Source organism: Rhizobium sp. AG855 (genome assembly GCF_003610655.1).
GTDB lineage: Bacteria > Pseudomonadota > Alphaproteobacteria > Rhizobiales > Rhizobiaceae > Allorhizobium > Allorhizobium wuzhouense.
The window spans coordinates 347,275-371,814 of record NZ_RAQG01000003.1; the positions used below are offsets into that span (position 1 = coordinate 347,275).

A 24,540-nucleotide genomic window follows, 5' to 3' on the forward strand; every position below is an offset into this window, starting at 1 on the left:
CTGGTTTCGGCCGGCAAGGCAGGTCAGTGGTAATCCGGTACGCCGGGCATGGTGATGAAGCCCGGAAGCGCCCGGAAACGGCGCAGCCAGCGGCGGAGCACCGGATATTCGTCGTGGTCGATGCGGCAGTCGCGCGACAGCGCAAAGCTCGGCAGGAGGGCGAGATCGGCCAGCGTCGGGCTGGCGCCGACGAACCAGTCAAAACCTTCGATTTGCCTCCGCGTCATGTGGTCCTCCATGATGCGGAAGGCGTTTCGCGCGCCCTTCAAATCCGTCTCGCTGGCGCCTTCCGAGGTGAAAAGCGCCGCCTCACGCGCGTCGACGGCATGCTTCAGTTCGCGGCCGGAAAAGCCCAGCCATTGCTGGACGCGTCCGAAGTCTGCGGCATCGGCAGGCAGCCAGGGACTATCGGGCGCATGGGCGCGGACGAGGTAAGCGAGGATCGCGGCGGTGCCGAAGAGCCTGACATCGCCGTCTTCGAGGATCGGCAGCGTGCCGGTCGGGTTGAGCGCCAGCATGTGCGGCTTTTGCTGCTCGCGGCCCGGCGCCTTGTCGACGGCAACTGTCTCGAAAGAGAGGCCGAGCATGGAGAAGAGGAGACGAACGCGAAAACCGTTTTCGTCGAGGTGGTAGTCGTAAAGCCTGATCATCACGCGGCCTCCATCGAGCGGGCTTCGATGCGATTGCGGAGATCCGTGGCCCAGAGCGCGAGGTTGCGGCGGGCGTTGGTGTCGGCGTTGTCGGTGACGGTCATGTGGAGTGCGCTGCGCTCAGCATCGCGGGTCTGAGCGGCGATCAGCACGGTCGTGCCGTTCCCTTGCAAGGTCACTGTTGAGGCTGAGGTTGCGCTCACACTGTAGCTTTCCGGCAGTGCTGTCGTTACCGCCGCAAGAGCCGCTGCCGCTGGCATGTCGAGGAAGAGGCTGCGAACGGGTTCAGCCGTCTCGGGAAGCGTCGAGAGGTCCGTTGCATCTGCCCCGTCCGGCGCCATCCAGACGACGCCGGCGCGTTCGGTTGCGGCAAAAGTCGGGACCTTGATGGTCTGGGGCACGTCGAGATCCGGGTGGGCCGGAATGTAGCGACACTGCCCACCGGTGTCGTAGCGCCAGCCGTGATAGAGGCAGGCGATGTGGTCGCCGCGCACGAAACCGAAGCTCATGCGCATGCCGCGATGCGGACAGCGATCTTCCCAGACATGGATCGCTCCCTTTTCGTCACGCCAGACAACGCGCTCCTCGCCGTTGACCAGCGTGCCGGCGGAGGTGCCGGCTTCGATGTCGGCAGAAAGCGCGACGGGAATCCAAAGCGAGGGAGCGGTCATGATGCGGCCTTTGCGGGCAGGTCTTCGTCGGTTTGAAATCTTGATACGTCGAGCACGATGCTGTCATAGGGGCCGAGGCTGACGGCCATTTCGAAGGCGTCGATCAGGGCTTCCGGACCTGAGAGCGTCAGGCGACAGCGATCCCGGTCGCACGAGGCAATGTTCAGTCCGAGCGACAGGCGGGCGGCCCGATGTTCGGCGAATGCGACAAAACCCTGCGGCTCCAGCCTTCCGGAAAAGGTGAAGCCGACGGTCATCTGGTCGGCCGTCGCCGTCATCGGATGGGGATCAGTGTTGCCTTGCAATTGTGCGCGCTCTAATTTTTGGGCAATCTAGCGGCGGGCGCAATCGGGTTTCAAGCGGTTTCTCCCGTGCTCCAGAGGAAAGACTTGACCATGCAGACCGGTATCGACCAGGCTTCGCTCAATCAGTGGTACGTGCTCGATACCGAGGCGGTGATCCCGGTCGGACGGTCGCAGAACCGGCTGCTCGGAACGGATCTCACCGTCGTCAGGCAAGCGGATGGGGCGATCGAGGTCTTTGCCGAGGGGCGCGCCGAGCCGCTGCCGCTGCGCCATCGTTTCGGCTTTCTCTGGGCGACGCTGGGCACGCCCGAGCGTGAGATTTTCCCGCTGCCGGAGGCCGACGAGGCGGATAGACGCTACGTCCCCTGCGGTGTCGTCACCGTGAAGGCATCAGGCCTTCGCATCGTCGAGAATTTTCTCGACATGGCGCATTTCCCCTTCGTTCACACCGATGTTCTCGGCGCCGAGCCGCATACGGAGGTGCAAAGCTACGATGTCGAGATCCGGCGTGACGAAGACGAGGTCTGGGCAACCAACTGCACCTTCTTCCAGCCGCAGGCGGCGCTGTCGGCGCAGGACGGCATCACCACGCAGTACATGTACCGCGTGATGACGCCATTCACGACGATCCTCTACAAGACCTGCCCGAACGCCACCAATCGCTGGGATGTCATCGGGCTCTTCGTCCAGCCGCTCGATCCTGGCCGCTGCCGGGCGCATCCGATCATGTATCTGATCGACGATGTCTCGACGACGACGGAGCTCATCCATTTCCAGCAGATGATTTTTCTGCAGGATCGCATCATTCTGGAAAATCAGCGGCCGGTGCTCCTGCCGCTGGAGCCGCGCAAGGAAATCCCGACCCGGGCGGATGCCTCGTCGATTGCCTATCGCCGCTGGCTCAAGGAAAAGGGCGTCACCTACGGCGCGACGACTGTGGCTGCATGAGACAACAAGAAACCCGGAAGCGGCTGCTTCCGGGTTTCTGGACACTCAAAACCTTGCGGTCTTAGTGGCGGGACATCCAGTCGTCGATCTCGCGATCGGCTTCTTCCTGGGTCTTGCCGTAGGCTGCCTGGATCTTGCCGGACAGTTCCTTGCGCTTGCCGTTGATGACGTCGAGATCGTCACCGGTCAGCTTGCCCCACTGGGTCTGGGCCTTGCCCTTGAACTGTTCCCAATTGCCTTCGATCTGATTCCAATTCATCGGTGTTCTCCCGTGTCTGGTAAATTTTCGAGGCTCATGTCCTCGGATGGGAAAACGTCGAAACGCGGCCTGAGTTCCACGCGGAAATCCTTCAAACGAATGGAACAATCGTGTGTCGCGCCGGAACACTCTCCACCTTGCGGCGTTGTGGGAGCAACCAGACAAACAAGGAGACGCATCATGGAACACGTACCGGGCGCACCGAATGGCGACGTTGAACGCATGGCTGACGATGTCGCGGACAGCCTCGCTGAAGCAGCATCCACCGATTCCAATGCGACAAGCGGCGATGTCCAGGCCGAACTCGAAAACCTCCGTCGCGATATTGCAGCGCTGACGCAGACGCTGGCATCCTTCGGCAGCGGCAAGATCCGTGAAGCGGGCCAGACGTCTCAGGAATATATCGAATCTGCACGCGATACGCTGGTGACGATTGAAGAGGATGTCGAAGCCTATGTCCGCGCAAAGCCCTTCCAGTCGCTGGCGATGGCCGCCGGCGTCGGCTATGTCCTTGCTCTGCTCAGCCGGCGCTGAACATGCTTCCACTCTTCCAGCAATTGGGAATTCTCGCCTTCGGCAAGGTGAAACCGACAGCCCGCCGCTTGACCCGGCTGCTCATCGGTGGGGCCGTCATCGCCGTGCTCGCGCTGACCACCTATGTGTCGCTGTTGGTGGCGCTTGGCCTGTATCTCTCGCATGAGGTGGGCGGGCCGCTCGCAGCCGTCATCGTCGGTGGTGTCACTGCCATAACCGCGATTGTCATTGCGGGCATCATCGCTCTGGTCAATCGGCGCAGCGAACGGAAATTGGAGGCGCAAAGGCGTGCGGCGCGGGCGCGGCTCCCCGACCCCATGACCTTGCAGCTTCTGGCGGGCGTGCCGGCTTTGCTCAGGGGGCGATCGTTGCTCGGTGCCGTGACGGTCGCCGCACTCGTCTATGGCGTGACCCGGCTGCAGCAGAACTCCGATCGAGACTGATTAACCGGGAATAGCCCAGTATTGGACGCGGGTTATTTCTTGGATTTCATTTCTGCCTCGTGGAGGCGTTCCAGGAGCGACAGCAAGTGGTCGGGGGTGCCTTCGTCAATGATCCCATCATAATAGCTTCTGAGCTTGGAGGCGATGATGGCATTCGCGTTCACTTGCTTGTTTCCTGAGGATTTCGTCGATTTTTCCGGTTTATCCGGAGGGGTGCCGGTCATGATCTTCGCGTTCCATTGTCTCTCGAGACGAGATTGTGCGAGATGGGAATTAGCCTCATAAGCATCATGATGCAAAAAAGTTCCGAACGGTGGAACTCTTTTTTGTTTCATGCGTTTTTCGCCGAGTCCGCACCATATTCCACTTCGATTGGAGAATTGCATGTCCCTTACCGCCCGCGTCGCCGTCCATCTTCCGTACCTCAGGCGATATGCACGCGCCGTCACCGGTTCGCAGACATCCGGCGACGCCTATGTTGCAGCGGTTCTGGAGGCCCTGATCGCCGATATCTCGATCTTCCCGGATACGGGTGACGATCGGGTAGCCCTCTACCGGCTGTTCGTGACGATCTACGATTCCACCAAGGTGGAGCTGCCGCCGATCGTATCGCCTTTCGCCTGGGAAAAGCGCGCTGCGGCCAATCTTGCCACCGTTCCGACGCGGGCGCGCCATGCCTTCCTGCTGATCACCGTCGAAGGGTTCTCCACGGCGGAAGCCGCCAGCGTCCTGCGCGTGTCCGAAGCGGAGTTCAATTCCTTGTTCAACGAGGCCTCGATGGAAATTTCGCGCCAGGTGGCGACCGATATCATGATCATCGAAGACGAGCCGCTGATCGCCCTCGACATCGAACAGATGGTCGAGGATCTGGGTCACCGCGTGACCGGCATCGCCCGCACCCATGCGGAGGCTGTCGATCTCTACAAGCGCACCAACCCGAAGATGGTGCTTGCCGACATCCAGCTCGCAGACGGCAGCTCCGGTATTGATGCCGTCAACGACATCCTGAAGGTCGACACGGTGCCAGTCATCTTCATCACGGCATTCCCGGAGCGGCTTCTGACCGGCGAACGTCCGGAACCCGCGTTCCTGGTGACGAAGCCTTTCAATCCGGACATGGTCAAGGCCCTGATCAGTCAGGCATTGTTTTTCAACGAACGGGTATCGGAACAGGCATAAGGCGCGCGATCTTCATGGAGTTCGGCCTCTCTCCAGCTCCTTGAGCTGCGGAGGGCCGAGGAGCCGACAAACGGCGGAGCATCACACTTGGTACATCGGTTGACATGGTTTGAACCTCAGCGCGGCGAGGATCAGCTGCGTGAGTTCTTCATAACCGCACTGATCGACGTGGGTGCGAGCCTCATTTTGCAGAGCCGCGATGGGACGTATGTCTGCATCACGTCGCTCCCTCCGCGTTGGAAGCTGACGCCTGGGGTCACGCCGTCCGACACCACGGTCTTCGGCAAGGAGATCGGGGAGCGGCTCGTCGAAATGAAGGCCGGCCTCAAGAATCCCGGCGATCGCGCCGAACTCGAGATCGAGGCGGCCGACGACACCTTCTTCGAATTCCGTTGCCGCATGGCGGAGATGGATAACCACGATCTTCACCTGATCACCGTCGTCATCGACAGGACGGAAGACCGTCGTCGCGAACGGCTTTTGAGAGCGTTGCTGCGCGAGGTGAGTCACCGATCGAAAAACCTGCTGGCGATCATCCAGAGCATCGCCTCGCAGACGGCCCGTTATGCCGGCTCGCTCGACACCTTCCTTGGAAAGTTCCGTGGGCGGTTGCATGCCTTGTCCCAGTCGCAGGACCTGATCACCGATTCGAGCTGGCGCGGTGCCTATTTCCGCGACCTGTTGAAGCAGCAGGTCGAGCGCTACATCCAGGAGAATGGTGACCTTGTTCACGTCTCCGGCGATGATGTGCTTCTGACGCCGAACGCCTCCCTGCATATCGGTCTGGCTCTGCATGAGCTGGTGGTCAACGCTGTCAGCCATGGCGATTTCCTGCAAAGACGCCGGCCGATCGAAGTGACCTGCCGACGGCAGGAATTGCCAGAGGGTCCCGTCGTCAAGATCATCTGGGAGGAGCCATTCTCCGGGATCGACGAGAGCAGGGACGCCAAGGCGAGCCGCTTCGGCAGCACCGTGCTGGAGCGGGTCGTGCCGTCATCGGTCAACGGCCAGGCGAAACACGACCTGAAAAACGGACTTGTTCGTTACGAGCTGACATTCCCGCTCGAGACATTCGACTGATCTCGATCCGCCGGTCTGGCGGCACCCCCCTTCAGCTGTGAGAGCCGCCATGCGCCTTTTTACGTGCAGCAACTGTAGCAATGTCGTGCATTTCGAAAACAACGGCTGTGTGACCTGCAGCGCGCGCCTCGCGTTTCGGCCGGCCGCCCTGGAGATGATCTCGCTCGATCCGGAGGGAACGCCGATCCTTGCTGCCGGCCAGTCGGCGATCGGCCCGGTTATGGCGTGCGCCAATGCCGAGCTCGGCGGCTGCAACTGGCTGGTCGATGACGGGCACCCATCCGGTTTCTGTGTTGCCTGCCGTCACAATGTCACCATTCCGGACCTCACGCTCGTCGAGAACCAGACGAACTGGCAGAAGATCGAACTGGCCAAACGCGGCCTCTTCTATTCCCTCCTGCGGTTCCGTCTGCCGCTTCAGACCCGGACCGAAGATCCGGAGAAGGGCCTGGGCTTCGCCTTCCTTGCGGATGATCCGGAAGCAGAGGGCGAGGAAGGCCATGTGCTGACCGGCCATGCCGAGGGCTTGATCACGCTCAACATTGCCGAGGCATCGGATCCCGAACGCGAGGCAAGACGGGTTGCGCTTGGCGAGCCCTTCCGGACGCTCCTCGGTCACTTCCGCCATGAGGTTGCGCATTACTACTGGAATGTGCTGGTGCGCGACCGCGGTGCCTTCGACGACTTCCGTGCCGTGTTCGGAGACGAACGCCTGGATTATGGCGAGGCGCTGCAACGGCATTATACGGAAGGTCCCGGATTGGGCTGGGAGCAGAGCTATATATCGGCCTATGCTGCGAGCCACCCCTGGGAGGATTTCGCCGAGACCTTCGCCCACTACTTCCACATCGTCGATGCTCTTGATACCGCGGACGCCTTCGGGCTGCGGACCAATCCCGACGTGGAGACGGATGCCGTCGGCATCGAGTTGCGGCGTACCTTCGACAGCTATGCGACCGGCACGGTCGAATCCCTCATCCGCGCCTGGGTCCCGCTCACGCTTGCGATCAACAGCATCAACCGCAGCATGGGGCAACCGGATCTCTATCCGTTCGTTCTTTCAGAACCGGTATTCGAAAAACTCAAGTATATCCATGGTCTGATCCGCTCCTCGGCGACTGCCAGACCGTTCTGACCCCTTGCATTTCCGGCTCTTCCGGAACTTCTGACCGTTTCTCCGCGTTAACGATTGAGTAACGTGGAGATTGGTCATGAACAGTATGGCAGCCCTTATGGTTATCGTCGCCTGCCACCCGCAGGACGCGACCTGCCTGGAAGAGCCGGTCGCCGTCATTTCTTACCAGAACGACGAAGCGTGCTATGCATCCCTCAACAAGGAGCTGACCCGTGCGCGCAGCATGGCACAATTGGTCTATGGAGACTGTGTGCCTGTCAGCGCTGATCTCGTTGCGGGCAAGTCCATCCGTCAGGACATCGATCCGGCGAAACTGATGGCTCTCAAGGCAACGCCGGCGAGCGCCGGTAGCGTCGAAGCGCAGGCAATGTTGCCGGCGGTTCCGAACCGCGTTCCGATCCCGCTTGAACGCTTCCAGGATATCCGATGAACGGCTTTACACCCGACACTGGCGCTGCTGCGGCGCGCGAACATGGCGACGACAGGCGAGGCCAGCCGGTCGATGCGCAGACGCGTGACATGGCCCAGGAGGCCGGCCTCGACCGGGATCTGGAATCGCAGGTCCCACCGCTTTACGGCAGCTTCACCCAGCGCGTCGTGATCGCGCTCCTCGTTGTCGCCGTCGCCGCGCTGATCTGGATCCTGGCTTAAGAAGATCTTCGCTTCCGTCCCTCTTCTTTGTTCTTCCCATCTCCAAACGAAAAGAGGAGGCCGCGCCTTGGGCAGCGGCCTCCTCTTTTTACCGGATCGCGCGATCAGGCCTGGCGGAACAGGCGCATGGCGAGCGAAACGAGGAAGAGAATGATGAAGATGGCGAAAAGAATCTTGGCAATACCGGCAGATGCACCGGCGATGCCGCCGAAGCCGAGAACGCCGGCGATGAGGGCGACGACGAGAAAGACGAGAGCGTAATACAGCATAGGGGGTTCCTCCTGTTGCGATGACGGAAAAACGTGCCCCGATGGTCTTTGTTCCCTCTTGATCGCGCGCAATCACAATCGATAAGCTGCCAATGAAAAAGTCGTTTTTTCTGGAACATTGTGGCGGATCGGGCGTTACCTGCCGACAATCGCTCAAACCCGTTGGACCACATGACAGAAAACTCAAAAAAAGTGACAGTGTCGGACGGCCTGCCTGGCATGGCGGCCTTTCATCCCGGCGTGTCGGCTCAGTTGCGCGAATTTTATCAGTCGGTCCAGGAAGAGGGCATCCCGCAGCGTTTCCTGGAGTTGCTGGAGCGCCTTGATGTGGCGGAGCGCCGCGCGGAAGAAAGCATTCAAAACAGGGAAGCTGCTCGATGACTGTTGACGCAAAGTCGACCGACCATTCGTTCAAGCGCGATCTTCTGGCAGCGCTACCCAATCTTCGTGCATTTGCCGTGTCGCTCACCGGCCGTCACCATGTGGCTGACGATCTCGTGCAGGACACGATCATGAAGGCTTGGGCAAAACAGGACCACTTCGAGCCTGGCACCAACATGAAGGCCTGGTTGTTCACCATCCTGCGCAATGAGTTCTACTCGCAGATGCGCAAGCGTGGTCGCGAAGTGTCCGACACCGATGGTATCTTCACCTCCCAGCTTTCCACCCATCCGCAGCAGTATGGTTCACTCGACCTGCAGGATTTCAAGCGCGCGCTTGATCAGCTGCCGAGCGACCAGCGCGAAGCCATCATCCTCGTTGGGGCCTCCGGCTTTGCCTATGAGGAGGCCGCCGAGATCTGCGGCTGCGCCGTCGGCACCATCAAGAGCCGCATCAACCGTGCCCGCAACAAGCTGCAGGAAATCCTGGGTGTCAGCGGAGAAGGTGACTACGGTCCGGATGCCAACAGTTCAGCTGTTATCAAGAAGGCTTTCGCCGTCTGAGGTCCGACGATTGGCTGCCTCCAGAACGGCGGCAGCCAACGGCTCTGGCAGCGGTGGCTTGGCCACCACGGGATGGAGGGAGACGATGCTCTGGTTCCGACCGTGGTCGATATATGACGACAGGAACACCGGCTTTGCACCAGCGGCAGAAATGGCGTTGGCGCGAGACACGTTCAGCTGTTCGGTGCCGGCCGCATCCAGGACCACGACGTCGAAATGGGATGTGGCGAGTTGTTCTTGCAGTCGTGCCAGCGGCGTGATGACGACCATGCAGGCGATCGTTTCCAACAGCATCCGCTCTACCTCCATGGCGATCAGGTACTGGTTATCCGCAATCAGGATGCGGAGCGGCGCTGGAGGCATGTTCAATCCTTCGTTTCGGACCGCTTTATGGTCTTCGAGGGAGGGAGCGTCATTTAAAAAAGACATGTCGGCGCATGGGTTCCATAAGGGAACAGTGTGGCCATTCTGCGAGGTCGTCCATGGTTGCTGAACCACGCCCAAATCCCGTCCGTGTCAGCTGCTATGAATGTCCCTTGCGTCGCATGAAGCAGTTTCGTCCCTTCAGCGAGGAGGAACTGGAATTCGTCGCGCAGTTCAAGCGCGGTGAGCTTCAAGCGGATCCCGGCACGACCGTGCTTGTCGAAGGTGCCCGAAGCGCGCATCTCTACACCGTCCTCTCGGGATGGGGCTTCCGCTACAAGATCCTGGAAGACGGACGGCGGCAGATCCTCAACTATGTGGTGCCGGGAGACATGGTCGGCCTGCAAGGTGCCGTCATGGCGGAGATGCAGCATTCGGTCGAGGCGATGACGGCGATGACACTCTGCGTCTTCGAGCGCAGCCGGCTGTTTTCCCTGTTCGAGCGTCATGCCGGTCTCGGCTTCGACCTGACCTGGCTCGCCGCGCGCGAAGAGGTCATCCTCGACGAACATCTGCTCAGTATCGGTCGACGGTCGGCGCTGGAGCGTGCCTCCTATCTCCTGGCCTTCCTCTATGATCGCGGCGTCTTGGCTGGGCTTTTGGACGAGAACCGGCGGCACATTCCGGTCACGCAGACGCATTTTGCCGACACGCTCGGGCTTTCCATCGTCCACACCAACAAGACCCTGAAGAAGCTCTCGGATCGTGAACTGATCCGCTGGCGTGATCGCGGCTGCGAGATCCTGGATCCGGAAGGCCTGCGTGCCATCGCCGGCTGGGTGCCGGGCGATCTGCGGATCCGTCCCTTCATCTGACGGCATCGCTCCCAAACAGAAAAGGCTCGCACGGTGGTGCGAGCCTTTTCTGTTTCTGGCTGATCGCGATGGTCACGCCACGATGATAACGCCGGTGAAGAGCGCGATGATCAGGATCACGAGCACGACGAAGATGAGGATCTTGGCGATGCCGGCAGACGCGCCGGCGACACCGCGAAAGCCGAGAAGGCTGGCAACGGCGGCGATCAGGAGAAAAATCAGGATCCAGTGCAGCATTGTTTGTTCCTTTGGTTGTTCCATCGGGAAAGCAGGGATCGGCGATATTTGTTCCATCTGGAAAGCCTTGTGCTGCCGTCTGCTGCGGTGCAGCAAAAATCGTTTTAAGTGTTTGGCCCCGGCGAGAAACGGACACTTAAGCCTTCAAGCGGGCTGGACAGCCGCCCCCGCTTCTGCTGCTCTCCGCTGCGGAGAGTCCCACGGGTATCCCCCACGGGGAACAGCGTTTTGGAGTGAGGATCAAGGGAGATGGGATTGAAGATCGGATCGCCTAAAGAGGTTTATGCCGGCGAGGCTCGCGTCGCGATGACGCCTGACAGCGCCACCCAGTTGCAGAAGCTCGGCTATGACTGCGTCATCGAGAGCGGTGCCGGCAAAGCGGCGGGCTTGTCTGACGACGCCTATCGCGCCGCTGGCGTGACGGTGGTCGAGACGGCGGCAGCCCTTTACGAGAGTGCGGACATCATCGCCAAGGTGCGCCCGCCGGAAACGTCCGAAGTGGACCGCCTCGGCCCGGGCAAGACACTGATCTCCTTCTTCTATCCGGCGCAGAATTCAGCCCTGCTGGAGCAGGCCAAATCGAAGGGCGCGACCGTCGTTGCCATGGATATGGTGCCCCGCATCAGCCGAGCCCAGAAGATGGATGCGCTGTCGTCCATGGCCAACATTGCCGGCTACCGCGCCGTCATCGAGGCCGGCAACAATTTCGGCCGCTTCTTCACCGGTCAGGTGACCGCAGCCGGCAAGGTTCCGCCGGCGAAGGTTCTGGTCATCGGCGCCGGCGTTGCCGGTCTTGCCGCGATCGGCACGGCGACCTCGCTTGGCGCCATCACCTATGCCTTCGACGTGCGCCCGGAAGTTGCCGAACAGATCGAAAGCATGGGCGCGCAGTTCGTCTTCCTCGAATTCGAAGCCACCCAGGATGGCGCTGCGACCGGTGGTTATGCGGCACCGTCCTCGCCGGAATTCCGCGAAAAACAGCTCGCGAAGTTCCGCGAACTGGCACCGGAGATCGATATCGTCATCACCACGGCGCTGATCCCCGGCCGTGATGCGCCGAAGCTGTGGCTCGCCGACATGGTCGCTGCGATGAAGCCCGGCTCCGTCGTCGTCGACCTTGCCGCCGAGCGCGGCGGTAACTGCGATCTCACCGTGCCCGACCAGAAGATCGTTTCCGACAATGGCGTGACGATCGTCGGCTATACCGACTTCCCGAGCCGCATGGCCGCCCAGTCCTCCACGCTCTATGCCACGAACATCCGCCACATGATGACGGACCTGACGCCGGCCAAGGACGGCGTCGTCGTGCACAACATGGAAGACGATGTCATCCGGGGGGCGACAGTCACCAAGGACGGCGAGATTACCTATCCGCCACCGCCACCGAAGATCCAGGCGATCGCGGCTGCCAAGCCGAAGGAGAAGGTGAAGGAACTGACGGCGGAAGAAAAGCGGGCCCAGGAAATCGCCGCCTTCAAGACGCAGACCCGTAACCAGGTCGGTCTGCTTGCCGCCGGCGGTGCGCTGATCCTGCTTGCCGGTCTCTATGCACCGGCCAGCTTCATGAGCCATTTCATCGTCTTCGTGCTCGCCTGTTTCGTCGGTTTCCAGGTCATCTGGAATGTCAGCCATTCGCTGCACACGCCGCTGATGGCGATCACCAATGCCATCTCCTCGATCATCATTCTGGGCGCCCTGATGCAGATCGGTTCGGGCAACTTCCTGGTGATCATCCTCGCCGCACTGTCGGTCCTGATGGCCGGCATCAACATCTTCGGCGGCTTCATGGTCACACGGCGCATGCTCGCCATGTTCCAGAAGTCTTGAGTTAGGGGAGGGGACACACACATGGAATACGGATTCACCACAGCGGCCTATGTCGTCGCAGCCGTTCTCTTCATCCTGTCGCTCGGCGGTCTTTCCGGCCAGGAAAGCGCCAAGCGCGCCGTCTGGTACGGCATATCAGGCATGGCGCTCGCCGTTGCCGCAACGATCTATGGTCCAGGAGCCGGCAACTGGTTCGTCTCGCTGGTCATGATCGCGATCGGTGGCGCCATCGGCTGGGTCGTCGCCCAGCGCGTCCAGATGACGGAGATGCCGCAGCTTGTCGCGGCCATGCATTCGCTGGTCGGTCTTGCCGCCGTGTTCATCGGCTTCAACGCCCATATCGAAGCCGTCGATGTTGCCGCACTCGACGAGGCAGCCCGCTCGACGCTGACAGGTTTTGCCGCGATCCTCGCGCACAAGACGCCGGTCGAACTCACCATCCTCCGTGTCGAGGTCTTCCTCGGCGTTTTCATCGGTGCGGTCACCTTCACCGGCTCGGTCATCGCCTTCGGCAAGCTGGCCGGACGGGTGGACGGCAAGGCAAAGAAACTGCCGGGCGGCCATCTGCTCAATGCCGGTGCAGCACTTGCCTCGCTGATCCTGCTCTACCTCTATGTCGGCGGTGCGGGCGCCTGGACGCTGGTGCTGATGACGCTCTTGGCCTTTTTCATCGGCTATCACCTGATCATGGGTATCGGCGGCGCGGACATGCCGGTCGTCGTCTCCATGCTCAACAGCTATTCCGGCTGGGCGGCGGCGGCCATCGGCTTCTCGCTGTCGAACGATCTCCTGATCGTCGTCGGCGCGCTGGTCGGCTCCTCTGGCGCGATCCTGTCCTACATCATGTGCAAGGCGATGAACCGCAGCTTCGTCTCGGTCATCCTCGGCGGCTTCGGCGGCACCACGGGACCGCAGATGGAAGTGACCGGCGAGCAGATCGCAATCGATGGCGAAGGTGTTGCCAATGCGCTCAACGATGCGGACTCGGTCATCATCATCCCGGGTTACGGCATGGCGGTCGCTCAGGCGCAGCAGTCGGTCTCGGAACTGACCCGCAAACTGCGCGCCGCCGGCAAGACCGTGCGTTTCGCGATCCATCCGGTCGCCGGCCGCCTGCCGGGCCACATGAACGTGCTGCTCGCAGAAGCGAAGGTGCCATACGACATCGTTCTCGAAATGGACGAGATCAACGAGGACTTTCCCGAAACGGACGTCGCGATCGTCATCGGCTCGAACGACATCGTCAACCCGGCCGCCCAGGAAGACCCGAACTCGCCGATCGCCGGCATGCCGGTTCTCGAAGTGTGGAAGGCCAAGCAGGTGTTTGTGTCCAAGCGCGGCCAGGGCACCGGCTATTCCGGCATCGAAAATCCGCTGTTCTACAAGGAGAATACGCGGATGTTCTACGGTGACGCGAAGAAGTCGATCGACAGTATTTTGCCGCTGATCAAGTAAGGCGGGTTCGCCGCGTTCAAGGATCAGGAAGCCGGGCGGAGACGCCCGGCTTTTTTGTTGGTGCCGCCATGCTCTGGTGACAGTCCGGTCTCAATAGCCGGCTTCTCTCTGATGTTTGAATGCCAAGATGTGGATGACGTCATCCCGTCTTTTGTGGTGGTAGAGAGCGACATAGCCGCTCGCACCGAAGCCGATCGTCAATTCCCTCAGGTCTGAAGTGTGCGGCACAGGTCGCCCTAGTTCGGGGCTGCCTTCGAGGAGTTTGAACTGTCGCTTAATTTCCTTGGCTGCCTTCTCTGCGGCGCCCGGAGACTTTGTCTGAAGGAACCGACGGCATCGCTCCATGCCGATCGCCGCTCCTTCTGTGATGACTACTCGTGGCACTCTGGCACCGGTTTCTCGTCGGCCGTACCCCAGGCGTCGAGCCAGTCGCTCACTTCTTCCAGTGTCAGGTGGCGACCCGTTTCCTTGTAAGCGGCCCAGGACGCCAGTGCCTCTCGCTGGAAGCTCTCACGGGCCTCCTCGCGCTGCACATACTGCTCAATGGCTTCGAGCATGAGTCCATGCGCCGAGCGCTTGCGGTCGTTGGCCAGCTGCTGCACACGTTCTTTCAACGCGTCATCGATCTTTAGCGAGGTCGCCATGGTCGCTCCAGAATACTGGGTGATACCTTGATGCAAGATAGGGTGAACGCCGGTCTAAGTCCACACGGGCTACGCTCGGTCCCACACAGGGATCTCTTCTTGTCCCTCAAACGCAAGACCCCGCCACGCGGGCGGGGTCTGACTGCTCGGCGCTTGACGTCTCAAACATCCGCCTTGAACGTCTGCTTCTGCGTACCCAGGCCCTCGATGCCGAGCTCCACCACGTCGCCGGCCTTCAAAAACTGCGGCGGCTTCATGCCGAGGCCAACGCCTGGAGGGGTGCCGGTGGAGATGACGTCGCCGGGGTGCAGGCTCATGAACTGGCTGAGATAGGACACGAGGTGGGCAACGCCGTAGACCATGGTCTTCGACGAGCCGTCCTGCATCATCTTGCCGTTCACCGAGAGCCACATCTTGAGGTTCTGCGGATCTGCGATTTCGTCCTTGGTGACGAGCCAGGGGCCGATCGGGCCGAAGGTGTCGCAGGACTTGCCCTTGGTCCACTGTCCCGCACGCTCCGTCTGGAAGGCGCGTTCGGACACGTCGTGGGAGACGCAGTAGCCGGCGACATAGTCCATGGCTTCGGCTTCCGAGACGTATTTCGCGGTCTTGCCGATGACGACGCCGAGTTCGACTTCCCAGTCAGTCTTTTCCGAGGTGCGCGGGATCAGAACATCATCGTTCGGGCCGCAGATGGCCGAGGTCGCCTTCATGAAGATCACCGGTTCCGGCGGCACGGCAGCACCGGTTTCGGCGGCGTGGTCGGAATAGTTGAGACCGATGCAGATGAACTTGCCGGTGCCGGCAACGCAGGCGCCGATGCGGTCGGCGGCGATCTCCGGCAGCGATGCGAGGTCGAGGGCGGCGATCTTTGCGAGGCCCTCGGGAGAGATCGCGGCACCGCCGATATCGGCGACATGGGCCGAGAGGTCACGGACCTTGCCGTCCTTGTCGAGGATCGCAGGCTTTTCCTGGCCAAGCGGGCCGACGCGCATCAGTTTCATGGTCGTATTCCTTTCCAAAGGTCGCGGCAGAGCCGCTCATTGTCTGTTGTCCGCAATGGCGGACGGGAAAACTGCTTCACACGTTTCCTTGGTGTTGCTCAGATCGTCCAGCCGCCGTCAATGGCGAAGGCCTGGCCCGAGGTATAGGTGGCGCCGGCGATGTAGACGGCGAGATCGGCGATTTCTTCCGGGGTCCCGAGCCGCCCCATGGGTTGGCGGGCAATGAAGGCGGCGCGCGCGGCGTCATAGTCCCCTTGCGCGCGCATGCGGTCCTGCAGCGAGGGGCTTTCGACCGTGCCGGGGCAGATGGCATTGCAGCGGATCCCCTGCGTCACGTAGTCGGCCGCGACCGATTTCGTCAGGCCGACCACGGCTGCCTTGGTGACTGTATAGGCGCAACGGTTCGGCACACCCTTCACCGAGCTTGCGACCGAGGCCATGTTGATGATCGAGCCGTCGCCACGCTCCAGCATGGCCGGCAGGACCGCGCGGATGGTGCGGATCATGGCGCGGACATTGAGGTCGAAGGCGAAGTCGAGGTCCTTGTCGGCCATGTCCATCACCGTTCCGCCATGCACGACACCGGCACAATTGAAGAGAACATCGAAAGGACCGGTCTCGGCGACCACCGCCTTGACCGCCGCCTCGCTCAAGACGTCGAGCTGGCGCGTCGTGATGCCGGCCTCGTGCTCAAGGCTCGCCAGCGCTTCGGTGTTGATATCGGTTGCGATGACGCTTGCGCCGGCGCGGGCAAAGGCGAGCGCGCTGGCGCGACCGATGCCCTGGCCTGCTGCCGTCACCAGCACATGTTTGTTCTTCAAAGGCAGGTTCATCCTAGGCTCCTCCAGCCGATCTCAAATCCACCGATTGACCGGTCCTGCCGGCGTCTCGGACGTAAACTCCCATTCCCGGATCACTCGACACTTGCATAATTTGCGCAGCGGTGCGAGCATCATTCATATGCAAAACATTTATTCATGAACGTCAAGGTCAGTCCGGCGAGTCGAGGAGAGAAATGCGTGAATGACCTCGACCAGGATCGATACCGGGCGCCGGCGCTCGACAAGGGTCTCGACATTCTCGAACTGCTCGCGGGCGTGGATGGTGGCCTCAGTCAGGCCGAGATCGCCAAGACGCTTGACCGCAGCCCGAACGAATTCTACCGGATGCTCGACCGGCTGGTGAAGCGAGGCTATGTCGCGCGCCTCGAGGGCGACCGTTATGTGCTGACGCTCAAGCTTTTCGGTCTCGCGCAGCTGCATGCGCCGACACGGCGCCTCGCCTCGCTTGCCATGCCGCTGATGCGGGAACTGGCGGAGATCACGCAACAGGAAAATCACATCGTCGTCTATGACCGGGGACACCCGGTCGTGATCGCACAGCTTGAGGCGCCGAATTACTGGGGGATCTCGATCCGCGTCGGTTCGCGCATGGGATTGTTCGATACCGGGTCCGGGCATGTGTTGCTGGCCTTCCGCAGCCCGGATGTGCGGGCGATGATGGTGGCGGAACATGTCGCAAGTGGCGGCCCGGACGGGCGCATGACCGAGGCCTTTGCCGCCCGGCTCGACGCGATCCGTACGCGTGGCTACGAGATGATGCCGAGCGCCCAGACGGCGGGCGTGACAAACCTGTCCGCCCCGATCGTCAGCGCCGACGGCGAGGCTTTGGCAGCGCTTACCGTGCCTTACATCACGATCATCAACATGCCCGATGCCCCCGATATTGCCCGGACGATCGAGGTCTTGAAGGATACGGCGCGGCGGATCTCTGAGCTTGCAGGCGCAAGCCTGGGTGCCGGTTCCCCGTCGGCCGACAGCTGAGTTTCAAAGGCCTTGGGAGGGGCCATCCATGATCATCGATACCCATCTGCATCTGATCTACCGCGACCGCCTCACTTATCCCTGGCTGCAGGACGAGCCCGGCCTCGACGCCGATTTCACCTGGGAAACCTATGCGCGTGAAGCGCGGCGGCTCGGCATTTCCTCGGTGTTGCATATGGAAGTCGACGTGGTCCCCGCCGACATCGAGGCGGAAACGGCGATGGTGCAGGGCCTGTCCCGATCCCCGGACAGTCTTCTTCGCGGCGTCATCGCGTCCTGCCGCCCTGAAGATCCCGGTTTCGTTGCCTATCTCGAGGCCCAGCGCGCCAATCCCTTCGTCAAGGGATTTCGCCGGGTCCTGCATGTGGTTCCCGACGACGTCTCCGAGGGGGCGTTGTTTAGGGAGAATATCAAGCGGCTGTCCGGCACGGGGCTGACCTTCGATCTCTGTATGTTTCCGCATCAGATCGACAAGGCGAAGGCGCTCGTCGATCTCGCGCCCGATGTCACTTTCATCATCGATCATTGCGGCGTGCCCGATATCAAGGGGCATGGTTATGACACCTGGAAGAGGGGCATCACCGAGATCTCAAAGCGGGGCAATGTGCGGGTGAAGATCTCCGGCATTCCCGCCTATGGGGATCGCGAAAACTGGACGCTCGACGACCTGAAACCCTATTTCGACCACACCATCGGCGCCTTCGGCTTCGACCGGGCCATCTGGGGATCGGACTGGCCGGTCTGCACGCTCGGCGGCGGGCTTTCGACATGGGTCGCGACGACGCAGGCGCTGCTGCATGGCTGCACCATGGACGAAAAGGACAAGCTCTTCGCCGCCAATGCCAAACGCCTCTGGCCGCTCGGTTAACGGGGCCGGTCGCGCTCGGCGAGCAGGCGGCGCAGATAGCCGCGCATGGCGATGATATGCGCCTCGATGTCGTCGTTGGAGGCTGACAGATCCTGCAGGGCGTAGCTCTGCAGGATGATGCCGTCGATGCCGATCAGCATCTGGCGGGCGACGGCGCGACCGATCCGGCGAAGATCCTCATCCGCATCGTCTTCGAAGACCAAGTGTCCGTAGAAATCGATATAGGCATTGTACTGCCGGGCCGCGAGCCATTCGGAGCCCTTGGTGCGCAATGCATAGAGCGTCAGTTCGGTCTGTGCGATCTGCTTGCCACGCGTCCTCTGAATGTAGCGCCAGCTGGCTCGGATCAGGGCCTCGACGCGATCTTCCGGGGCCGAGGGCAGGGACACGTCCTGACGATAGGCTGCATCCATCTCGGCGATCAGGTCTTCGAGCACGGCGATCAGCAGGCTTTCCTTGCTGTCGAAGTAGTAGTGCAGGGTGGCGAGTTTCACACCGGCCGAGGCGGCTATGCGGCGCGTGGTGAGCGCCTCGATGCCGCCCTCCTCCAGCGCCTCGCGCGCGCCCCGGATGATCCGCAGACGGGTTTCAAGACCCTTGCGTGTCGCGCCTGCCGGACGCCCTCGGCCCGTTGAGGCCACTGATGTCCCGTTCGCCGCGTCTGCCGGTTCGCTCATCGGCCTCCTCCGGCATCGAAGGTGACACGGCCGTCGCAGATGGTCAGCACGGGCGAGAGATCGGCGATATCGGCAGGGGCGGTCGTCTCGATATTGCCGGACAGGACCACGACATCCGCGAGATAGCCGGGTTTCAGAACACCCTTCCGATCCTCCATATATTCAACCCAGGCGCCGGTGCGGGTGTATGCGGCCAGCGTTTCGGTGAGGCTCAGACGCTGGTCCGGCATGTCGTCGGCCCAGGGCTGCCGTGTCATCGCATCGCGGATGCAGCTCAGCGGGGGCAGGGGCGAGACCGGCCAGTCGGTGGCGAAGACAATGGTGGCGCCAGCATCGACCAGCGTCTTCCAGGCAAAGGCATGGGGCCAGCGTTCGCGGCCGATATAGGTGAGGTAAGGTTCGAGCGGCAGGCCGGCCGAGCCCGGCGGATGGGTCGGTTGCATCGAGGCGATGGTGCCGGATGTGGCAAAGCGCGGGATGTCGTCGGGATGAACCACTTCGATGTGTTCGATGCGGTTGCGCATGTCGCTTTTGCCATTGGCGGCGATCGAGGCTTCGTAGCCGTCGAGCACCATACGCACCGCGCCGTCGCCGATGGCGTGGACCGCAACCGGCATGCCGAGGCGGTTGGCCTCGGTCGCGACCGCATTGAAGGCCTCGGCGGAAAACAGCGGCTCGCCCTTCCAGCCGGGCTTGTGGGCATAATCATCGACGAAAACAGCGGTTTCGCCTTCGGTCACGCCGTCCATGAACAGTTTGACGAAGTTGCAGCGCAGCTTGTCCGTGTCGAAGCGCTTCTTCCAGGCAGCGGCCTTCTCTTCCAGGTCCGAAAGCGGCATGAAGTTCTTCATGTGGTAGGGCATGCGGACCCGCACCGGAAGACCCTCGGTCTTCTCGATCTCATCCAGCATTTCCAGCTGGTAGAGATTGCCATCCATGTTCTGGAACGAGGTGATGCCGAGGGAGGCGCAATAGGCGAGACCTTTCTTCAGAACAGCAATGTCACCGGCCCGCTCTTCGGCGGTTACATGGGCCGGATCGCCGCCTGTGCCGACACCCAGGCTTTCCCGTCCACCGGTTGCGCCCATGGAGGCGACGGGCCTGATGGCATTGGTCTCACGCAGTTCCCCGTTCGCCAGGCCGTCCTCGCCCATGACGATCTCGTTGCCGACGCCGACATCACCGCCCTTGATGATACCGCCCATCTCCAGGGCCATCGTGTTGGCCCAGGCCGTATGGTGGTCGGGGGCGAACATCAGGAACGGCCGATCGGCAATGATGCGGTCGAGGTGGTGGCGCGTGACACGTTCGGTCTCGGAGAGAATGGTGTAGTCGGCCGTTTGCGCGACGAGCAGCGGCAGATCGGGATGGGCGGCGGCATAGTCCCTCACGGCCTTGCTCAGGGCATCGAAGCCCTTCACGCCGAAGAGCGAAAGTTCGCCCAGCGAAACCGAACCACCGAAGATATGCATATGAGCTTCGTTGAAGCCGGGCAGCACCGTTGCCCCTTTCGCGTCGACGATGCGGGTCTGTGCCCCCGCCAGCGCGAGGATCTCCGCGTTCGAACCGACGGCGGTCACGCGATTGCCGGTCAGGGCGACCGCTTCTGTCCTCGGACGGTCGTCGTCCATGGTCAGGACGGTTGCGTTGTGGATGATGATATCGGCGCTCATGGCAGTTCTTTCTCAGGCCTGGAATGTGATGCGACCGTCGCAAATCGTGACGGCAGGGCGGACCGTGTCCATGATCTGGTCGGCGGCGACGGCTTCGATGTCTTTGGTGAGGACCACGACATCGGCCAGATATCCAGGCTTCAGCACGCCCTTGCGGTCTTCCATGAATTCCACCCAGGCGCCGATCGCAGTATAGGCTTCCAGCGCTTCCTCAAGCGTGAAGCGCTGGTCCTTCAGGCCCTCCTTCCAGGGCTTGCGGGTCAGCGCATCCTGGATGCACTGGAAGGGCGAGACCGGCGAAACCGGCCAGTCCGATGCGAAGACGACAGGGGCGCCGGCTTCCTTCATCGTGCGCCAGGCATAGGCGTAGTCCCAGCGGTCTTCGCCGATCTTTGCCGGGGTCGGCTCGGCCGGGAAGCAGGTGCCGCCGGGATAGTGTACCGGCTGCATGGAGGCGACGATGCCGAATTCTGCAAAGCGCGGGATGTCGTCGGGATGGATGATCTCGATATGCTCGATGCGGTGGCGATTGTCCTGCTTGCCGTTCGCCTTCACGGCGGCCTCGTAGCCATCCAGTGTCTGGCGGATGGCAGCACTGCCGATCGCATGCACTGCGACCTGCAGGCCGAGCGCATCGGCCTTCGTGGCGATCGCGTTGAAGGCGTCGGGCGTGAAAAGCGGCTCGAAGGTGTATCCGGGACGGTCGCCATATCCCTCCAGCATGTAGGCCGTCTGGCTGTCGAGAACGCCGTCCATGAAGACCTTGACGAAATCGCCGCGCAGCATGTCCGTCGAAAATTCCTTCTTCCACTCGGCAGCCTTGTCGAGGTCGGACAGCGGCATGAAGTTTTTCATGTGGTAGGGAATGCGCATGCGGCAGGGAAGCTCGCCCGCCAGCTCCAGGTCCCGCATCAGGCGCAGCTGGTAGTGGTTGCCGTCGAAGTTCTGGATCGAGGTGACGCCCCAGGAGGCGCAGTATTCGAGGCCTGCCTTTAGGATCGATCGGTCCAGCGCATATTGCTCCGGCGTGACGTGTTCCGGGTCCATGCCGGTGCCCATGCCGAGTTCTTCGCGACCGCCGGTCGAGGCGAGTGCGGCAACCGGACCGAAGGCGTTTCCTTCGCGGAGCTCGCCGTTGGCCAGGCCATCCGGCCCCATGACGACCTCATTGCCCACGCCGACATCCTTGCCCTGCAGAAGACCGGCCTGTTCCAGCGCCATGGTGTTGGCCCAGGCGGTGTGGTGATCGGGCGCGAACATCATGAAGGGACGATCCGGCAGGATGGCATCGAGATGATGGCGGGTGCAGGGTTCGGTCAGCGAAATGATCGAATAGTCGGCGGAGAACCCCATCAGCAGCGGTTCGTCCGGGTTCTTTGCGGCATAGTCGAGGATCGCGGATTTCAGCGCCTCGAAGCCCAGCACGCCGTGGAGGTTGAGCTGGCGCAGCGACACCGATCCCGGGAAGATGTGCATATGGGCCTCGTTGAAGCCGGGCATCACGGTCGCGCCCTTGGCGTCGATCCGCTGCGTGTTCGAACCGGCCAGAGCGTTCACCTCCGCTTTGCTGCCGACCGCAAGAATGCGGTTGCCGGCAAGGGCCACGGCTTCGGCGCGCGGAGCTGCCTTGTCCATGGTCAGCACGCGGCCATTGGTGATGATGATGTCTGCAGTCACTGCCATTTCGGTATCCTCTGATTTCATGCGGTCCAGGCGCAGAGCGCGCGGAAGAATGCGAAGTTGTCGTGTTTCAGTTCGTCGTCGAGCGGGTTCGGCTGCGACGAAAGCTTGACGATGACGGTCTCGGTGGAGGGATCGACATAGAGCCACTGACCGTGAATGCCGATCGCGCAGAAGGCGCCGTCGGCTTCACCCGACTGGTACCATTGGCTGCGATAGCGGCCGTTGGGGAAGAAGTTCGATTTGCCGTCGACCCAGGCCTGATGGTCGCCCGCCGTCAGCATATCCTTGAGCCAGGTTTCGGAGATGATGCGGCGACCATCGACCGTGCCGCCGTTCCGCAGCATCTCGCCGACCCTGGCAAGGTCACGGGCGGTCACGGAAATACCGCCGGCTGCACGTGCCGTGCCCTCGGCGTCCACCGTCACGCTCGCATGATGCCGGGCGCCAAGCGGTTTCCAAAGGCGCTCCGACAGCACTTGCGCATAACGCTCGCCGGTTGCGCGCTCGATCAGCACGCCGAGCAGGTCCGAGTTCGGCGACGCGTAGAAATGCGCGCCGCCATGGGCATGGGCGTCCTTTTGCAGTGTCATCAGGAAAGCGAGCAGCGTTTCGTTCGGCCGTGCCGGGTCCGCCGGATTCCAGAGCGTGGCGCGGCGGTAGCGCGCATAGGCGCCGTCGGTGTTCAGATAGGCCTCGTCGAAGGCGAGGCTGACGCGCATGTCGAGCACATCGCGGATGGAGCAATCGCCATAGGCGGATCCACTCGCCTCCGGCAGAAGGCTGGTGACCGGAGCATGCGGGTCGATGAGGCCGTCAGCTTCCAGCGTCGCCATGGCGAGCGCCGTCAAGGACTTGCTGATCGAGAAAACGATGTGGCGCTGGTCGACGCTGGCATGAGGCGCATAGTGCTCGGCAACGATCCGGCCGGCCTTCATCAAAACGAAGGCGTCTGTGTGGGCATAGTCGAGATAGGAGCCGACATCGGCCTGCCCTGCAAGGCCCTGCGGAAGTGCCTGGCGCAGGAGATCGGACGCAACAGGCGACCCCTCCGGTCTCTCTGCGGTTGCCGCGATCGTGGTGCTCGGCACCACTTCTTCGGCGTGGCCGAAGCTGAAGCGGCTGAACGGCTCCGTCCGCCAGTTGGCAAGCGTCAGGGCATTTCTTTCGAAACCATAGGTTTCGGCAAAACGCGTTGTCATCCGTGAATGCTCCCCCTGCGGGAGGGCCGGTAGCCCTCCCGTTTTTTCTTTTCTTGGTTCGGTGTCGGATCGACCTTACTTCTGAATTTCGGTCCAGATCTTGGTGTAAAGCTGCTGCACGTCCGGCTCGCAGGTCAGCAGGAATTCGCCGGCCTTTTCCATGTCAGCGGGAATGACGAGTTCCGGCGCATCCTTCATGGCCGCATCCATGAATTCTTCCGAGCCCTTGATGCCGTTGGCGTATTTGGCGAAGTTCGAAAGCATGGCTGCGTTTTCCGGCGCCATGATGAAGTTCAGGAAGGCCTTGGCGTTGTCAGGGTTCTTCGCGTCCTTCAGGATCGCCGCGCTGTCCATGAACACGGGGAAACCTTCCTTCGGATAACCGAACTTGATGTCCGGGTTCTTCAGGCGCGAACGCATGATGGCGCCGTTCCAGTAGTAGACGCCGGAATAGTCGCCGTTCGGCAGCTTGTCGGTGACGCTGTAATCCATGGCGAGCCACTTGGACTTGGCTTCCACCAGCTTGTCACGCACCTTGCGCAGCACTTCCTTGTCCGTCGTGCACCAGTTGCCACCGAAATATTTGATGGTGGCGAACAGCACATCGTTCATTTCCGGGGTGACGTTGATCTTGCCGACCAGCTCTTCCGGCGGATCGAGGAAGACGGCCGAGGTGTTGATGTCGCCGCCATAGACCTTGGTGTTGACGCCGATGCCGGTCACGCCCCACTGCCACGGAACGGAATAGTGGCGACCCGGATCCCAGGCGACGTCGACCCAGCGCGGATCGACATTCTTGAAATTCTCCATCTGGTCCGGACGGGACTCCAGGAGCAGGCCTTCGTTGATCCAGATCGGCATGTAGTTCGCGGAGGGAACGACGATGTCGAAGCCATGACCGCCGGCGCGCACCTTGGCGAGTGCGGTGTCGTTGGAATCGTAGTCGGTGACCGTCACCTTGACGTCAAACTGCTGCTCGAACTTCTTGATCATCTCGGGGCTCGTGTAGTCCCCCCAGTTGTAGATGTTGAGTTCGCCTGCGGCCGATGCTGCGCCGGCAAGGCTCAACAGCGTGAGCGTGGCCATGGCCGTCGTCGTCATCCATTTCATTGTCATTCTCCGTTCCTCTCTGTTTTTAAGTCGT

32 protein-coding genes are annotated in these 24,540 nt (G+C 61.7%); 15 read left to right on the forward strand and 17 right to left on the reverse strand.

Annotation, left to right across the window (positions count from 1 at the left end; genetic code table 11):
* Positions 1 to 23 precede the first annotated feature (23 nt).
* From DFO46_RS01635 to DFO46_RS01645, 3 genes are read right to left on the reverse strand one after another with little or no spacing between them, the layout of a single operon-like run.
* The gene (locus DFO46_RS01635) at positions 24 to 650 is read right to left on the reverse strand and encodes a glutathione S-transferase family protein (protein WP_120276114.1); all 627 of its coding nucleotides are present in this window, start codon (positions 648 to 650) and stop codon (positions 24 to 26) included.
* Complete coding sequence (locus DFO46_RS01640; protein ID WP_120276115.1) at positions 650 to 1,321, reverse strand: Rieske (2Fe-2S) protein; 672 nt, start codon at positions 1,319 to 1,321, stop codon at positions 650 to 652. Before DFO46_RS01640 ends, DFO46_RS01635 begins: the two co-directional genes overlap by 1 nt.
* A complete protein-coding gene (locus tag DFO46_RS01645; RefSeq protein WP_245422491.1) occupies positions 1,318 to 1,626 on the reverse strand; it encodes a hypothetical protein in 309 nt (102 codons plus the stop codon). The genes DFO46_RS01640 and DFO46_RS01645 overlap by 4 nt, the downstream gene beginning before the upstream one ends.
* A gap of 90 nt (positions 1,627 to 1,716) precedes the next feature.
* Between DFO46_RS01645 and DFO46_RS01650 the strand changes: the two genes are divergently transcribed.
* On the forward strand, positions 1,717 to 2,574 hold the full coding sequence (locus tag DFO46_RS01650; protein ID WP_120276116.1) for an aromatic ring-hydroxylating dioxygenase subunit alpha: 858 nt from the start codon (positions 1,717 to 1,719) through the stop codon (positions 2,572 to 2,574).
* 61 nt (positions 2,575 to 2,635) lie between these two features.
* Here DFO46_RS01650 and DFO46_RS01655 read toward each other — a convergent pair whose 3' ends face one another.
* Positions 2,636 to 2,833 (reverse strand): CsbD family protein, encoded by a 198-nt coding sequence (locus DFO46_RS01655; protein WP_110794054.1) that lies wholly within the window; start codon positions 2,831 to 2,833, stop codon positions 2,636 to 2,638.
* Between the two features lie 180 nt (positions 2,834 to 3,013).
* Here DFO46_RS01655 and DFO46_RS01660 point away from each other — a divergent pair, with 180 nt between their 5' ends.
* Together DFO46_RS01660 and DFO46_RS01665 are read left to right on the forward strand one after the other, a co-directional pair.
* A complete protein-coding gene (locus DFO46_RS01660; protein WP_245422492.1) occupies positions 3,014 to 3,367 on the forward strand; it encodes a hypothetical protein in 354 nt (117 codons plus the stop codon).
* A 2-nt stretch (positions 3,368 to 3,369) separates the two neighbouring features.
* Complete coding sequence (locus tag DFO46_RS01665) at positions 3,370 to 3,810, forward strand: hypothetical protein (protein WP_120276117.1); 441 nt, start codon at positions 3,370 to 3,372, stop codon at positions 3,808 to 3,810.
* A 32-nt stretch (positions 3,811 to 3,842) separates the two neighbouring features.
* Here the strand turns inward: DFO46_RS01665 and DFO46_RS24080 are convergent, their stop codons facing one another.
* A complete protein-coding gene (locus DFO46_RS24080; protein ID WP_245422493.1) occupies positions 3,843 to 4,196 on the reverse strand; it encodes a NepR family anti-sigma factor in 354 nt (117 codons plus the stop codon).
* Between DFO46_RS24080 and DFO46_RS01675 the strand changes: the two genes are divergently transcribed.
* The 5 genes from DFO46_RS01675 to DFO46_RS01695 all read left to right on the forward strand — a co-directional run bounded on the left by DFO46_RS01675 (position 4,195) and on the right by DFO46_RS01695 (position 7,855).
* A complete protein-coding gene (locus tag DFO46_RS01675) occupies positions 4,195 to 4,989 on the forward strand; it encodes a response regulator (RefSeq protein WP_110794057.1) in 795 nt (264 codons plus the stop codon). The genes DFO46_RS24080 and DFO46_RS01675 overlap by 2 nt on opposite strands.
* 99 nt (positions 4,990 to 5,088) lie before the next feature.
* A complete protein-coding gene (locus DFO46_RS01680) occupies positions 5,089 to 6,069 on the forward strand; it encodes a sensor histidine kinase (protein ID WP_245422494.1) in 981 nt (326 codons plus the stop codon).
* A gap of 49 nt (positions 6,070 to 6,118) precedes the next feature.
* The gene (locus DFO46_RS01685) at positions 6,119 to 7,204 is read left to right on the forward strand and encodes a putative zinc-binding metallopeptidase (RefSeq protein ID WP_120276119.1); all 1,086 of its coding nucleotides are present in this window, start codon (positions 6,119 to 6,121) and stop codon (positions 7,202 to 7,204) included.
* Between the two features lie 76 nt (positions 7,205 to 7,280).
* Entirely contained in the window at positions 7,281 to 7,634 is a 354-nt protein-coding gene (locus tag DFO46_RS01690; RefSeq protein ID WP_245409032.1) for a hypothetical protein, read from the forward strand.
* On the forward strand, positions 7,631 to 7,855 hold the full coding sequence (locus DFO46_RS01695) for a hypothetical protein (RefSeq protein WP_120276120.1): 225 nt from the start codon (positions 7,631 to 7,633) through the stop codon (positions 7,853 to 7,855). Before DFO46_RS01690 ends, DFO46_RS01695 begins: the two co-directional genes overlap by 4 nt.
* A gap of 104 nt (positions 7,856 to 7,959) precedes the next feature.
* Here DFO46_RS01695 and DFO46_RS01700 read toward each other — a convergent pair whose 3' ends face one another.
* Entirely contained in the window at positions 7,960 to 8,124 is a 165-nt protein-coding gene (locus tag DFO46_RS01700; RefSeq protein ID WP_082511077.1) for a DUF1328 domain-containing protein, read from the reverse strand.
* Between the two features lie 219 nt (positions 8,125 to 8,343).
* Between DFO46_RS01700 and DFO46_RS01705 the strand changes: the two genes are divergently transcribed.
* Positions 8,344 to 8,505, forward strand: coding sequence for a NepR family anti-sigma factor (locus DFO46_RS01705; protein ID WP_245409033.1), 162 nt, complete (start codon positions 8,344 to 8,346; stop codon positions 8,503 to 8,505).
* Entirely contained in the window at positions 8,502 to 9,068 is a 567-nt protein-coding gene (locus DFO46_RS01710) for an RNA polymerase sigma factor (protein ID WP_062280489.1), read from the forward strand. Before DFO46_RS01705 ends, DFO46_RS01710 begins: the two co-directional genes overlap by 4 nt.
* On the opposite strand, the gene DFO46_RS01715 is transcribed toward DFO46_RS01710, so the two are convergent.
* Positions 9,036 to 9,566, reverse strand: a complete 531-nt coding sequence (locus DFO46_RS01715) for a hypothetical protein (RefSeq protein ID WP_183041821.1) — start codon at positions 9,564 to 9,566, stop codon at positions 9,036 to 9,038. The genes DFO46_RS01710 and DFO46_RS01715 overlap by 33 nt on opposite strands.
* On the opposite strand from DFO46_RS01715, the gene DFO46_RS01720 reads away from it, so the two are divergent.
* Positions 9,551 to 10,306 carry a Crp/Fnr family transcriptional regulator gene (locus DFO46_RS01720; RefSeq protein WP_110794063.1) on the forward strand — a complete coding sequence of 252 codons (756 nt, stop codon included), beginning with the start codon at positions 9,551 to 9,553 and terminating at the stop codon, positions 10,304 to 10,306. The genes DFO46_RS01715 and DFO46_RS01720 overlap by 16 nt on opposite strands.
* 72 nt (positions 10,307 to 10,378) lie before the next feature.
* Here DFO46_RS01720 and DFO46_RS01725 read toward each other — a convergent pair whose 3' ends face one another.
* Complete coding sequence (locus DFO46_RS01725; protein WP_099058977.1) at positions 10,379 to 10,543, reverse strand: DUF1328 domain-containing protein; 165 nt, start codon at positions 10,541 to 10,543, stop codon at positions 10,379 to 10,381.
* Positions 10,544 to 10,798: 255 nt separating this feature from the next.
* On the opposite strand from DFO46_RS01725, the gene DFO46_RS01730 reads away from it, so the two are divergent.
* Positions 10,799 to 12,370 carry a Re/Si-specific NAD(P)(+) transhydrogenase subunit alpha gene (locus tag DFO46_RS01730; protein WP_110794064.1) on the forward strand — a complete coding sequence of 524 codons (1,572 nt, stop codon included), beginning with the start codon at positions 10,799 to 10,801 and terminating at the stop codon, positions 12,368 to 12,370.
* A gap of 21 nt (positions 12,371 to 12,391) precedes the next feature.
* A complete protein-coding gene (locus tag DFO46_RS01735) occupies positions 12,392 to 13,825 on the forward strand; it encodes an NAD(P)(+) transhydrogenase (Re/Si-specific) subunit beta (protein WP_120276122.1) in 1,434 nt (477 codons plus the stop codon).
* 90 nt (positions 13,826 to 13,915) lie between these two features.
* Here the strand turns inward: DFO46_RS01735 and DFO46_RS01740 are convergent, their stop codons facing one another.
* The 4 genes from DFO46_RS01740 to DFO46_RS01755 form a co-directional block, all read right to left on the reverse strand.
* Positions 13,916 to 14,209, reverse strand: a complete 294-nt coding sequence (locus DFO46_RS01740) for a type II toxin-antitoxin system RelE/ParE family toxin (RefSeq protein ID WP_120276123.1) — start codon at positions 14,207 to 14,209, stop codon at positions 13,916 to 13,918.
* The gene (locus DFO46_RS01745) at positions 14,197 to 14,469 is read right to left on the reverse strand and encodes a CopG family ribbon-helix-helix protein (protein ID WP_120276124.1); all 273 of its coding nucleotides are present in this window, start codon (positions 14,467 to 14,469) and stop codon (positions 14,197 to 14,199) included. Before DFO46_RS01745 ends, DFO46_RS01740 begins: the two co-directional genes overlap by 13 nt.
* A 161-nt stretch (positions 14,470 to 14,630) precedes the next feature.
* Entirely contained in the window at positions 14,631 to 15,473 is an 843-nt protein-coding gene (locus DFO46_RS01750) for a fumarylacetoacetate hydrolase family protein (RefSeq protein ID WP_120276125.1), read from the reverse strand.
* Between the two features lie 98 nt (positions 15,474 to 15,571).
* Complete coding sequence (locus DFO46_RS01755) at positions 15,572 to 16,306, reverse strand: SDR family oxidoreductase (protein ID WP_120276126.1); 735 nt, start codon at positions 16,304 to 16,306, stop codon at positions 15,572 to 15,574.
* 186 nt (positions 16,307 to 16,492) lie between these two features.
* Between DFO46_RS01755 and DFO46_RS01760 the strand changes: the two genes are divergently transcribed.
* Positions 16,493 to 17,296, forward strand: a complete 804-nt coding sequence (locus DFO46_RS01760; protein ID WP_120276127.1) for an IclR family transcriptional regulator — start codon at positions 16,493 to 16,495, stop codon at positions 17,294 to 17,296.
* Positions 17,297 to 17,324: 28 nt separating this feature from the next.
* Positions 17,325 to 18,164: an amidohydrolase gene (locus DFO46_RS01765; RefSeq protein ID WP_120276128.1), complete on the forward strand. Its 840-nt coding sequence runs from the start codon at positions 17,325 to 17,327 to the stop codon at positions 18,162 to 18,164.
* Here the strand turns inward: DFO46_RS01765 and DFO46_RS01770 are convergent.
* The 5 genes from DFO46_RS01770 to DFO46_RS01790 all read right to left on the reverse strand — a co-directional run bounded on the left by DFO46_RS01770 (position 18,161) and on the right by DFO46_RS01790 (position 24,506).
* A complete protein-coding gene (locus DFO46_RS01770) occupies positions 18,161 to 18,841 on the reverse strand; it encodes a TetR/AcrR family transcriptional regulator (RefSeq protein WP_120276129.1) in 681 nt (226 codons plus the stop codon). The two genes, DFO46_RS01765 and DFO46_RS01770, sit on opposite strands and share 4 nt — an antisense overlap.
* The gene (locus tag DFO46_RS01775) at positions 18,838 to 20,514 is read right to left on the reverse strand and encodes an amidohydrolase (RefSeq protein WP_120276130.1); all 1,677 of its coding nucleotides are present in this window, start codon (positions 20,512 to 20,514) and stop codon (positions 18,838 to 18,840) included. Before DFO46_RS01775 ends, DFO46_RS01770 begins: the two co-directional genes overlap by 4 nt.
* A 12-nt stretch (positions 20,515 to 20,526) precedes the next feature.
* Positions 20,527 to 22,197 carry an amidohydrolase gene (locus tag DFO46_RS01780; protein ID WP_120276131.1) on the reverse strand — a complete coding sequence of 557 codons (1,671 nt, stop codon included), beginning with the start codon at positions 22,195 to 22,197 and terminating at the stop codon, positions 20,527 to 20,529.
* Positions 22,198 to 22,214: 17 nt separating this feature from the next.
* The gene (locus DFO46_RS01785) at positions 22,215 to 23,396 is read right to left on the reverse strand and encodes a serine hydrolase (protein ID WP_120276132.1); all 1,182 of its coding nucleotides are present in this window, start codon (positions 23,394 to 23,396) and stop codon (positions 22,215 to 22,217) included.
* 75 nt (positions 23,397 to 23,471) lie between these two features.
* Positions 23,472 to 24,506, reverse strand: a complete 1,035-nt coding sequence (locus DFO46_RS01790) for an extracellular solute-binding protein (RefSeq protein ID WP_120276133.1) — start codon at positions 24,504 to 24,506, stop codon at positions 23,472 to 23,474.
* Positions 24,507 to 24,540 lie beyond the last annotated feature (34 nt).